The 12,072-nt window shown below is 62.6% G+C and carries 10 protein-coding genes and 1 tRNA gene; 8 read left to right on the top strand and 3 right to left on the bottom strand.

Annotated features, from left to right (window positions below):
- Positions 1 to 3 precede the first annotated feature (3 nt).
- From tolR to OKW29_RS38265, 7 genes are all read left to right on the top strand, one after another.
- Positions 4 to 450, top strand: coding sequence for a protein TolR (gene tolR / locus OKW29_RS38295; protein ID WP_090803169.1), 447 nt, complete (start codon positions 4 to 6; stop codon positions 448 to 450).
- Entirely contained in the window at positions 447 to 1,484 is a 1,038-nt protein-coding gene (gene tolA / locus OKW29_RS38290) for a cell envelope integrity protein TolA (RefSeq protein WP_429294540.1), read from the top strand. Before tolR ends, tolA begins: the two co-directional genes overlap by 4 nt.
- Before the next feature lie 139 nt (positions 1,485 to 1,623).
- Positions 1,624 to 2,916, top strand: a complete 1,293-nt coding sequence (tolB, locus tag OKW29_RS38285) for a Tol-Pal system beta propeller repeat protein TolB (protein ID WP_184034369.1) — start codon at positions 1,624 to 1,626, stop codon at positions 2,914 to 2,916.
- Positions 2,917 to 2,948: 32 nt separating this feature from the next.
- Positions 2,949 to 3,455: a peptidoglycan-associated lipoprotein Pal gene (gene pal, locus OKW29_RS38280; RefSeq protein ID WP_018419502.1), complete on the top strand. Its 507-nt coding sequence runs from the start codon at positions 2,949 to 2,951 to the stop codon at positions 3,453 to 3,455.
- Positions 3,456 to 3,475: 20 nt separating this feature from the next.
- Entirely contained in the window at positions 3,476 to 4,225 is a 750-nt protein-coding gene (gene ybgF / locus OKW29_RS38275) for a tol-pal system protein YbgF (protein ID WP_429294539.1), read from the top strand.
- A gap of 183 nt (positions 4,226 to 4,408) precedes the next feature.
- Positions 4,409 to 4,484: transfer RNA gene (locus tag OKW29_RS38270), tRNA-Lys, on the top strand.
- Between the two features lie 327 nt (positions 4,485 to 4,811).
- Positions 4,812 to 6,533 carry a hypothetical protein gene (locus OKW29_RS38265; RefSeq protein ID WP_429294538.1) on the top strand — a complete coding sequence of 574 codons (1,722 nt, stop codon included), beginning with the start codon at positions 4,812 to 4,814 and terminating at the stop codon, positions 6,531 to 6,533.
- 100 nt (positions 6,534 to 6,633) lie between these two features.
- Here OKW29_RS38265 and OKW29_RS38260 read toward each other — a convergent pair whose 3' ends face one another.
- From OKW29_RS38260 to OKW29_RS38250, 3 genes are all read right to left on the bottom strand, one after another.
- Positions 6,634 to 8,016 carry a sensor histidine kinase gene (locus tag OKW29_RS38260; RefSeq protein WP_429294537.1) on the bottom strand — a complete coding sequence of 461 codons (1,383 nt, stop codon included), beginning with the start codon at positions 8,014 to 8,016 and terminating at the stop codon, positions 6,634 to 6,636.
- Positions 7,994 to 8,716: a response regulator transcription factor gene (locus tag OKW29_RS38255; RefSeq protein WP_429294536.1), complete on the bottom strand. Its 723-nt coding sequence runs from the start codon at positions 8,714 to 8,716 to the stop codon at positions 7,994 to 7,996. The genes OKW29_RS38260 and OKW29_RS38255 overlap by 23 nt, the downstream gene beginning before the upstream one ends.
- Positions 8,717 to 8,866: 150 nt before the next feature.
- Positions 8,867 to 9,574 (bottom strand): acid phosphatase, encoded by a 708-nt coding sequence (locus OKW29_RS38250; protein WP_429294535.1) that lies wholly within the window; start codon positions 9,572 to 9,574, stop codon positions 8,867 to 8,869.
- Between the two features lie 318 nt (positions 9,575 to 9,892).
- On the opposite strand from OKW29_RS38250, the gene OKW29_RS38245 reads away from it, so the two are divergent.
- Complete coding sequence (locus OKW29_RS38245; protein ID WP_187627329.1) at positions 9,893 to 12,064, top strand: TonB-dependent receptor; 2,172 nt, start codon at positions 9,893 to 9,895, stop codon at positions 12,062 to 12,064.
- Positions 12,065 to 12,072 lie beyond the last annotated feature (8 nt).

Below are 12,072 nucleotides of genomic sequence, written 5' to 3'. Positions count from 1 at the left end.
ATGATGGCAGGCTCCCGTTCCTCCAGCATGCGCGGCTCGCGCTCGCGTCGCGCAATGGCCGACATCAACGTCGTGCCGTACATCGACGTGATGCTCGTGCTGCTAGTGATCTTCATGGTCACGGCGCCGCTCGTCGCGCCGTCGATCGTCAATCTGCCGACCGTCGGCGGCGCGGCGCCCCAACAGCAGACGCCGCCCGTCATCGTCAACATCCGCGCGGACGGCAATATGAGCGTCAAGTACAAGGACGACTCCGGCGCGCAGCAGCAGGAAGACATGACGAAGGCTGGCCTCAACGGTTTCATCGCCGATCGGGCACAATCGCACCCCGATCAGCCCGTCGTGATCGCCGCCGACAAAACCGTGAAATACGAAGTCGTGATGAACGTGATGTCCGAGCTGAAGGCTCGGGGCGTCAAGCGCGTTGGATTGCTCGTCAAATCGCAATGATCCGCAAGAACTCCGAATACCCGCTTCAGCCGCCGCGTGAACGCGGCACCGGGCGAGCTTTTCTGTTCGCGCTGGTGATGCATGCGCTGCTCGGATTCTTCCTGTATCGCGGCATCCAATGGCAGAACAGCACGCCCGAGGGCGAGCAGGCGGAACTGTGGACAGAGGTGCCGGATTCGGCGATTCCGCGTCCCGTCGTCACGCCGCCGCCCACGCCGGTCGCCCCTGCTCCACCCGTGCGCGACGAACAGGCCGACATCGCGCTGCAGGAAAAGAAGCGCCAGCAGCAGGAAGCGGCTCGCGCGGCCCAACTGGCCGAACAGCAGCGCCAGTTGAAGCTGAAAGAGCAGCAGGAAGCGGAAGCGAAGCGGCAGCAACAGCTGGCGGCCGAACAGGCGGCCCAGCTCGCGGCGCAGAAGGCCGCGAAGCTCAAGCAGCAGCAGCAGGCGCAGCAGCAACAGCAGCAGGCCGAGAAGCTCAAGCAACAGCAGCTCGCCGAGCAGCAGAAGCAACAGCAACTGAAAGAACAGCAGGAGCAGCAGCAAAAGCAGGCTCAGGCAGAAGCGCAGAAGAAGGCTGAGGCGGAGAAAGCGGCGAAGGCCAAGGCGCAAGCCGATGCGGCCGCGCAGACGAAAAAGCAGCTCGACAACGAACGTCGCGCGCGGCTTGCGCAGATGCAGGGTCTGGCTGGCGGCGTGGGCGGCAGCAGTTCGAGCAGCAACGGACTGGGCAAGAGCGGAACGGGTAGCGGCTCGGGCGGCACGGCGGCATCGCCGGGTTACGCGGACAAGGTACGACGGCTGGTGCTTCAGCATGTGAACTGGGGCGGCGAAACGGAAGGTCTCGAGACCGTGATCGCCGTGCGTTGTTCGCCGGACGGCAATCAGCTGAGCGCAAACATTACCCGCAGCAGCGGCAACGCCGCGTGGGACGCCGCCGCGTTGCGGGCGGTGAAAGCCTCCGATCCGATGCCTCGGGACGTCAATGGCAAGACGCCGGACTACTTCACTATCACGCTGCGTCCGGCGGCTTGATGTGCAGGCTGACAGCCGACCGGCGGCCAACGCCGCGCCCCACCCGGCGCGGCGTTGCGCGGGAACGAAATAGCCGTTTTCCGGTCTGTCTGCTGTCTTCGAGTATTAAGTAAAACCGTTTTTGAGGAACCCATACAGCATGAGTTTGATGACCAAGCTAGGCCTGCGAACCCTCGTGGCAACGTGCCTGATCGCCGTCGGCGGCGCCGCCAACGCACAACTCAACGTCCTCGTGACGGGCGTCGGATCCACTCAGTTTCCGATCGCAACGGCGAATTTCGCCAACGAAGCGAACTCCCCGCAGCAGGTCAGCACGATCGTGCGTCAGGATCTGCAACGCAGCGGCAAATTCACGAATATCGACGCAGGCTCGACGCCGGTGTCCGAGACCGATTCCGTCGACCTCGGCGCATGGAAGGCGAAGGGCGCCAACGCGTTCGTCGCGGGCAGCGTGAACCGCCTGCCGAACGGCCAGTACGAAGTGCGCTTCAAGCTGTACGACACGGTCAAGGGCGAAAGCCTCGGCGGCCTCGTGCTGGTGAGCCCGGAAAGCGGTCTGCGCATGAGCGCGCACAAGGTCGCGGACTACATTTACGCCAAGCTGATGGGCAATCGCGGCGTGTTCGCCACGCGCCTGTCGTATGTGATCAAGTCGGGCAACCGCTACCAGCTGCAGATCTCGGATTCGGACGGTCAGGACGCGCACATCGCGCTGTCGAGCCCCGAGCCGATCATCTCGCCGGCCTGGTCGCCCGACGGCACCAAGGTCGCTTACGTGTCGTTCGAGAAGAAGAAGCCGATCGTCTATATCCACGACCTGCCCACGGGCCGGCGCATCGTCGTATCGGACCAGAAGGGCAACAACAGTGCGCCGGCGTGGTCGCCGGATGGCCGCACGCTCGCCGTCGCGCTGTCGCGTACCGGCAATACGCAGATTTTCGCGGTCAACGCGGACGGCAGCGGTCTGCGTCGTCTGACGCAAGGCAGCTCGATCGACACCGAGCCGACCTACTCTCCTGACGGTCAGTGGATCTATTTCACGAGCGACCGCGGCGGCGCACCGCAGATCTACAAGATGCCGGCGCAAGGTGAAAGCGCGGGCGGCGCGCAACGCGTCACGTTTACGGGCAGCTACAACACCAGCCCGCGTGTGAGTCCTGACGGCAAGGAGCTTGCCTACATCTCGCGCGTCGGCGGTGCATTCAAGCTGTACATCCAGGACCTGCAAGGCGGATCCGCCACGGGCCTGACGGACACGACACATGACGAATCGCCGAGCTTCGCGGCGAACGGTCAGTACATTCTTTACGCCACTCAGGTGAACGGCCGTGGCGTGTTGGCCGCAGTATCGACCGACGGTCGCACTCGGCAGGTCCTGTCCGTTCAGGGGGGCAGCGTACGCGAGCCGTCCTGGGGCCCGTTTATGCAATAACGTTGATGCAATAACACAAGGAGAGTAATCAAATGATGTCCAAACTTCGTTTCGCATTCGCCGTCGTGATGGTCGGTGCACTGGCCGCATGTCACTCGGGCGTCAAGCTCGACGAAAACGCCAACAAGGGTGCAGGCTCGGCCCAACCGAACCCGAACGACGTCGCGACGGTCAACGTCGACCCGCTGAACGATCCGAACAGCCCGCTCGCGAAGCGCAGCATCTACTTCGACTTCGACAGCTACTCGGTGAAGGATGACTATCAACCGCTACTGCAACAACACGCGCAATATCTGAAGAGCCACCCGCAGCGTCACGTGCTGATCCAGGGCAACACCGACGAGCGCGGCACCAGCGAATACAACCTCGCACTCGGCCAGAAGCGTGCTGAAGCCGTGCGTCGTTCGCTGTCGCTGATGGGCGTGTCGGATTCGCAAATGGAGGCCGTGAGCCTCGGCAAGGAAAAGCCGCTGGCAACGGGTCATGACGAAGCGTCGTGGGCACAGAACCGCCGCGCCGACCTCGCGTATCAACAGTAAGTCAACGGGTGGTGAGCCGAATGACGCATCGTTTCTCCTGGCTGCGGTTTGCCGCAGCGGCCTGCGTCGCAGGCACGGCCCTCACGGCCGTGCCCGCCCATGCGGGCATGTTCGACGACGATCAGGCCCGCCAGGCCATTCTCGATCTGCGCTCGAAGACCGATAGTCTGTCGAGCCAGCTATCGGCGGCGCAACGCACGATCCTCGATCAGTCCAACCGTCTCGACCAGCTCAACCAGCAGGTCGCGACGCTGCGCGGACAGAACGAGGACATGGCGAACCAGCTCACGACGCTGCAAAAGCAGCAGAAGGACTACTACACCGATCTCGACACGCGCCTGAAGAAATTCGAGCCGCAGCAACAGACGGTGGACGGCGTCCAGGGCGAGGTGCAGCCGGGTGAAACCGATGCGTTCAACGCGGCTTCACAGCAATTCCGCAGCGGCGACTTCAAGAACGCGGCGGCATCGTTCCGCAGCTTCATCTCCAAATATCCGAACAGCCCCTATCAGCCGACCGCGCAATACTGGCTCGGCAACGCGCTGTATGCACTGCGCGACTACAAGGGTTCGACGACTGTCTGGCAAGGTATCGTGAAGAACTATCCGCAGCATCCGCGTGCACCGGAAGCGCTGCTCGCGATCGCGAACAATCAGCTCGAACAAGGCCAGAAGGCCGCGGCGAAAAAGACGCTCGAGCAGATCGTCGCGCAATACGCCGGCTCGGACGTCGCGCAGTCGGCCCAGAACAAGCTGTCGCAGATCAAGTAGATCGTGGTGTTGGATTGATCACGTTTTGATGTAGTTGGCAGTAACGCGCAGTGTCCGAAGTGATAGCCACGCGCGCCTCTCGCTGGAAAGCCCGGGTAGTGATGCCCGGGCTTTTCATTTTGGGCGACGGTCTTGCCGAGTTGACAGGGCATTGGTGCGCCGATATAATTTCGCTTCTCTTTTGGGTCGTTAGCTCAGCTGGTAGAGCAGCGGACTTTTAATCCGTTGGTCACAGGTTCGAATCCCGTACGGCCTACCAAAAGATTCGAGGGCTGACATGCGAAAGCATGTCGGCCCTTTTCTTTTTCCTTTGCCCGCGTGTGCAAACAGGTACGCGCGCGGCAAACGAGCCGCCTCTTCCCCGCCTCAACGTAGCCTTCCCCGTTCAGGCACTGCCCTCCGCCCTCCAACGCCGCCCAAAAAAACCAGGCATCCCGCAACGACATCGCGCCAACGCGCCAGCGCATTCTTATCTTTTTAGTAATTTTCGATTCATGTTTGTGCCACGGGTGGTTTGTAGCCTCGCGACTTGCAATACCGGCTGCAACTTTCAAAAAATTTCACTCACCCTACTCAAACACACAGAATGCAAACCACCCTGAAGGCGCTTCCGATCGCGGTTCTGATCTCCGCCATCTACGGCTGCGGCGGCAGCACCCAAAACACGAGCACCACGAGCAGCACCCCGGCCACGACGACGACGCCCTCGACTTCCGCCAGCAACTACACGGCTGGCAACCTGCTGGTCTCGCGCACAGCCTATGACCCGGCGTTCGCTCTGAGCGGCACGCTGCCTTATAACGCGACGCCCACGACCACCAATGCAGCCCCCGTGACCGCAGTCACGCCGGGCACCTTTCCGAATGTGTTCACCAACGACGCGAACGACGCCAACTTCGGCGTGACGTCGGAAGCGTATCTGGATCAGTGGGCACCGAACGCGACGAGCCCGTCGCAAACGCTGGACATCACCGCGCAGGCCGCGAAAAGCAACGTGAATTTCGCCACCAGCTTCGCCTCGAAGTCGGAGCTCGCGCTGAACGTGTCGGTGGATCAGAAATCGCTGACCTTCACCGGCTACAACACGTCGATCGACCAGGCCGATATCTCGAACTCGAATACGCCGGGCGTGGTCGACACGACGAATACCGACGTCGCAACGCCGACCTACCGTACCGTCGCGCAGCTGAATTTCGCCGATAACAGCCTGTCGTTCACCAACACCAACGCATACGCCGGCAACAACAGCCGCGCGGCCGTGCTCGCCAACGGCATGTACTACATCGTCGGCAATGCCGGCAATTCGGGCAAGAATCCGAAGCCGACGACGGCCCAACTCGACATGCTGACGATGAACACCGGCGTGCAAAGCATCGCTCCGGGCAGCCAATGCGCGTTCACGCAAGTGATCGGCGCATTCCAGTCCGGCACGGGCACCGGCACGTACGCGGTCGCACCGGCTGGAACGGCGTGCTCGCTGGCGTCGATGGGTTCGATCACGGGCGGTAGCTCGACGGGCGACCAGTTCGGCTTCTCGATCACCAGTCTGCCGACGACGCCCGCGACGGCCGCCGACAAAACCGGCAAGGACGCCAACTACCGCGGCCTGTTCGTCGGCCCGGACGGCACGATGTATGTCTCCAAGGGCAGCGGCAGCAATGGCGTGAACACCGTGTACCAGGTGGGCGCGACCGGTGCGCTCGCCAATGGCGGCCAGTTGCCGCAAAACGCCGCGACGACGATCGTGCCGGGCTTCACGACGGCCCTCGCGACCAACCTGACGGCGCTCACGTCGCCTAGCCAGGTGACCGGCACGGTCTATCCGTTCGGGATGTGGATCCCCGCGTCGAATCCGTCGATCATGTTCGTCGCCGACGAAGGCGACGGCACGCCGGGCGACCAGGTGAGCGGCAGCGGCGGCCTGTGGGTCTATCAGAACCAGAACGGCACGTGGAAGCCGCTCGCCAACCTGACGACCGGCCTGAACCTCGGCACGGCCTACACGGTGACGGACACGACCGGCGCGTACGGTACGAAGGGCGCGAGCTATACGACGACGCCTGACGGCTTGCGCAACATCACGGGCCAGGTCAACAGCGACGGTTCGTTCACGATCTACGCGGTGACCTCGACGATCGGCAACAGCCTCGGCACCGCGTTCGATGCGGGCGCCGACTCGAACCAGCTCGTCAAGATCACCGTGAGCATCAACGGTTCGACGGTGAGCTCGGCGAAGGGCTTCACCGTGATGCAGACCGCGCCGTATGGCCAGGCGCTGCGCGGCGTCGCACTCGTGCCGAAGTCCTGAGCGGGTTAGTAGATTCAAAAGAAACGACCTGCCATCCGGCAGGTCGTTTTTTCTTGCACGCTCCAACGCAAAATCCGTCGCGAGCAATCGCCGTCTCGCCTCAACGCGCCGGCAATCCCGCATTGAACCGCAACACGATCCTGCAGCCTGGCGTGTTGTCGTGAATCTCCACGACGGCCTCGTGCACCCGCGCGATCGCGGCCACGAGACTCAAGCCGACGCCATGCCCCGAAGTCGCCGCCTCCTGCCCGTTTCTGCTGCGATAGAACGGACGCAGGACAGCATCGCGCTCACCTGCCTCGATACCGGGTCCAGTATCCGCGACCTGCACGACGGGCCTTCCCGCTTCAAGCGTTGCTTGCAGCGTCACCGCGCCGCCACCGGGCGTAAACTTCAGCGCGTTATCGAGCAGATTCTCGATAGCGCCGAACAGCAGATCCACGTCGCCGCGCGCGAAAACCGGTTCGGACGCAAGCACCGCGACCGACAAACGACGGCTCTCCGCGACCGGCTCGTACAACTCCGCGACGTCGCGCAGGATGGTGTCCAGCGACACGTCGCAGAAGCTCGCGCGTCTGACATCCGCTTCGACCTCCGCGATCCTCAATAGCGCGGTGAAACGGTTCAGCACGACGTCCGATTGCGCGATCGCGGTGTCGACGGCGCTCGTGTAGTCGTCGACGGTATGCGAGCGCCGCCGCGCGCGTTCGAGGCCCGCGCGCAGATGCGTCATCGGCGTGCGCAGATCGTGCGCGATACCCGCGCACACGCCGCGCACTTCGGCCACCAGCCGCTCGATTTCATCGAGCATCAGGTTGACGATTTCCGCGAGACGATCGAGATCGTGATGCGTGCCGCGATTCGACAGCCGCCGACTCAACTGACCCGCCATGATCTCGCGCGCCGTCAGACTCATCGAGCGGATACGCCGGTTCGACATCGCGTGAAGCGCGGCGCCGCAGCCGACGGCAAGCAGAATCGTCAGCATGAGCCCGAGGCACAGGATCTTCACGAGCGTATGGTCGAAATGAATGATCTCGTCGATCGAGTGACCGACGACCACCCGCAGACCGCTACGCGTCGGCACGATGATGCCGCGAAAATGACTGGCCAGCGACGGCGGCCCGTCGTCCATTGCTTGCGTGTAGTAGAACGGCCGGCGCTCGCGCTCGGCCGGCAACGCATGGATATTGCCGGCGAGCCAGCGGCCTTCTTCGTCGAACACGCCATAGGGCCGGCTGCTCGCGATGTCGCGCCGGCTCAGCGCCGCGATATTGGCGATCGCCTCGGCGCGGCCGATCGAGCTGAACTCGGCCACTTCTCCGCGCAGCCGTTCATCGACCTCGTGCAGCAAATACGTGTGCATCATCCAGTAGAGCATCGCGAACAGCACGACCGCGCAACTGATGAATACCATCAGCAGCCAGGTGACGTTGTTCGCCGGCAGGCGCAGCCAGCGCCTATTCGCCGGCACGGAGGACATAGCCGACATTTCGAACCGTGTGGATCATCAGCGAAAACCGTCCGTTCAGACTGAGCTTGCGGCGCAGCTGACCGATATGCATGTCGATCACGTTGGTCTGCGCATTGAAGCGGTAATTCCAGACCGACTCGAACAGCATCGCGCGCGTCACAGGCTGCTCCGTATGCAGCATCAGGTATCTGAGCAACTGGTACTCGCGGGGCTTCAACTCGATCGACTCGCCCGCCCGGCTGACCTGGCGCGTGCCAATATCGAGCACGAGATCGCCGACGCTCAGCATGAGCGGCTGCTCCGAGGAAGAGCGGCGGCGCAGCAGCGCATTGAGGCGCGCGGTCAATTCCAGACTGTCGAACGGTTTGGTCAGGTAATCGTCGCCGCCGGTGCGCAGGCCGCGCACGCGTTCGTCGACCGCTGACAGCGCGCTCAATATCAGCACCGGCGTCTCTTTGCCGACGTTGCGCAACGTGGACAGAATCGACAAGCCATCCACGTCGGGCAGCATCCGGTCGAGCACGACGGCGTCGAAATCGCCGTTGAGCGCGCGCAGCAGGCCGGCATGGCCGCTCGGCACGCTTTCCACGGCGAATTCGTAGTCCTCGAGCGCGGTGGAGACTTCGAGCCTCACACGCTCGTCATCTTCGACGACGAGAATGCGGGGTCTGCGCCCCGCGGGGTAGTTGATCGCTGCTCTGTTTTTCAAGAGGACGTCGTTTCCTGTGGTCGTGCGTCGCCGCATGAACGGCGACGTCAATAGAGCGGGGGCCGCCTATGCGGGCGCGGAGTATGACACGGCCATGTTGCTGCTTCATGACGCGTCCCGGGCGGAGCCGAAAGCCGTTCACACGTGCAACTAGTCGAGCTTCAGTGCCGCGCGCACCTCCGCCTTCGCATCGGCAAAGTCGCGCTGAAAATCCGGATTGGCCATCAGCGCCGCTGCGACGAGCGTTCCGTCGATGCGACCCGCTTCGACATCGCTCGGATAGTGGACGCCGTCGACGACGCGGTTCATGCCGAATTCGCGCCCACGCGCGAATAGCGCATCGCGCTTCTCGGGGACCATCTGCGCGAGCAGGATCGCGCACAGATAGCCGAAGGTCGCATGACCGCTCGGGTACGAGTTGTAGTCGTCGCCGGGCCGCTTCGGCACGATCGGTTGCACGTCGCGGCTCGCGACGAAGGGCCGCGCGCGGCTAAAGAAATGCTTGCCGCCTTTTGCGACCCGCTCGGCATCGTGATCGACGGCTTCGAACAGCGCAGCGGTTTTCGGCAGACCGGCTTCGTTGAAGTCCGGTCCGAGCACATCCGCGAAACGGAACACGGACTTGGTGGCGTCCGCCTTCGCGCGCGCCACCTGCTCCGGCGTGCGGCTGCGCTGCGCGTTCAGCACGGCATCGAGATCGGCTTGCTGACGCTCGGAACCATCGGCGGCAGGTGGCGCGAGCAGCACGCCAAGCGGAATTTGACGGGCGTCGAGATAGCTCGCCTGCGCGGACGGTGCGGCGTAACTCGCCGCACTTGCAGCGACGAAGAGGGAAGCCGCGAGCGGCAAGTAGGTCAAGCGTTTCATCGTGTGCGAGAAATGAAGAGAGATTGCAGCGAAGTGGCACGGCGCTATCGCCGCCAGGAGAAAAGGCGTGATTCACCGCCTGAACGGTGCTGCCGATGCTAGTGCGCACGTATGAATGCGCGGTGTCCACAAACTTACAAACCTGAGCGCGTCGCGTAGCGTCAGTGCGGATCGCGCCGTTGTGGGGCATCCGTAATAGCAACTTTAGATTCGTAAGATACCGATCACTTCGCATTAACGGACGGTTGATAGCATCCCGCCTCGTTCGACTCCCAGTTCATCGCCCCACTCGCGAAAGGATGCTGCACCATGCAACGGGTTAGTTTTCCCCTTAGAAAGAAGCCGCTGACGCAATTCGTTCTTGCCACACTGTGCGCGACCGGCGCACAGATCTCGCATGCCCAGACCTCGGGCGATCTCGGCTCCGTGCAAAGCACGGCCGTCTCGTCATCGAACAGCGGCACGGCCACCAGCACCAACGTGCAGTCGGCACCGGCACAGGCGCCGTCGCAAGGCTCGCTCACCGCAACCCAACCGCAGTCGGTGATCAGCCGGCACTACATCGAAAACAGTACCGCTCCGACCGCGAACTACAGCGAGATCGTGCAGATCGCGCCGAGCGTGTCGAATGTTTCTCCGAACGGCTCCGGTCTGATGGAATCGCAGAGCCTGTCCATTCGCGGCTTTCAGGACGGTCAGTACAACGTGACATTCGACGGCATCCCGTTTGGCGATACCAACGACTTCACCCATCATTCGACGTCGTTTTTCTCGAACCGGGTGCTCGGCAATATCGTCGTCGACCGCGGTCCCGGCGACGCTTCGCAGATCGGCTTCGCCACCTTCGGCGGAACGATCAGCCTGCAGTCGAGGGATCCGTCGGCATCGCCGGCATTCTCGGTGCTCGGCTCGTACGGCAGCTTCGACACATGGCAGGCCGGCGCCGAGTTCAATACCGGCTATCTGCAGCAATGGGGCGATGCGCGCGCAATGGTCGGCTATGCGCAGAGCAGCAGCGACGGTTATCTGACCAACGCGGACCAGCGCCGTCAGAACGTCTACTTCAAGCTCGACAAGCCGATCGGCGACAACACGCTGCTCACGCTGTTCGCGACTTACAACAACATCCACCAGAACGTGCCGCTCGGCGCGACGGCCGCGCAGATCCAGCAGTTCGGTCCCAACTTCGGTCTTAGCGCCGACCCGACGAGTCAGGCCTATGCCGGCTACAACTTCGACAAGATCAACACGGACTTCGAATACATCGGCGTGAAAACGAAGGTCGCCGAGTGGGTGATCGACAACAAGCTCTATACGTACGGTTACTACCACAACGGCTTCAACGGACTCGACCCGAACGGTGAAACGCCAAACGGCACGATCTTCGGCCCGAACAACGTGCCGGGCCAGGAAATGAACAACAACTACCGCGCGTTTGGCGACGTCCTCGCGCTCGAGCGGCAGCTCGGTCCCGGCAAGCTGCAGACCGGCATGTGGATCGCACACCAGTCCAACTTCCGCGACAACTTCAATGTCGATTCGTCGCTGAACTTCGCGTTCATCTCGCAGAACTTCACGATGAACGACACGATGCTGACGTTTCAGCCGTATCTGCAATACGCCTGGCAACTGCAGAACGGTTTGACGATTACGCCGGGACTCAAGTACGTGTCGTTCAACCGCAGCATCGATACGCCGATGAACCAGAAGACCGGTGAGCCGCTCGATTTCAGCCACACGTGGGACAAGGTGCTGCCGTCGTTGACGCTGCACCAGCAGATCACACCGCAATGGAGCGCGTATGCGCAGTACGCGCAGGGCTTTCTCGCGCCGAACCTGAACGTGTTCTATGTCAACGATCCGACCGTCTCGGGACAACCCGATCCGGAACAGACCGACAACTACCAGATCGGCACGACGTACAAAACGGGGCGTCTGACCGTCGCCGCCGATCTGTACTACATCAACTTCCGCAACGCGGTGACGAGCCGCACGGTCGGCAACAACGTGATCTTCTCGAATGCGGGTGGTGCGACCTACAAGGGCGTCGAAACCGAAGCGACCTTGTCGGTCGGCGACGGCTTCAGCCTGTACGGCAATCTGACCTTCAATTCGGCCAAACAGAAGAGCACCAATACGTGGATGCCGAACGCGCCGCAATCGACGGCCGCCGCCGGCGTGCTCTACGAACGTGGGCCGCTCAACGGTTCGTTGCTGATGAAGTTCGTCGGCCATCAGTATGGCGATACCGGCAACACCCAGCCGATCGGCGGCTATGCGATCACCAACTTCGCCAGCTCGTACACGTTTGCCCGACTCGCACCGTGGACGCATGACACGCGCCTCGGCTTCCAGATCGACAACCTTTTCAACCGCACCAGCATCAATGCGCTGGCCGGCTACACCGTCGCGGACAACACACCGCTTTACTGGACCATCCCGGGCCGCGCGTTCGTCGCGACGCTGTCCACCGATTTCTGAACGGAGCT

It is taken from the genome of Paraburkholderia sp. CI3, assembly GCF_050436505.1.
GTDB classification, from domain to species: domain Bacteria; phylum Pseudomonadota; class Gammaproteobacteria; order Burkholderiales; family Burkholderiaceae; genus Paraburkholderia; species Paraburkholderia tuberum.
This window is presented reverse-complemented; position numbering and strand designations above follow the sequence as displayed.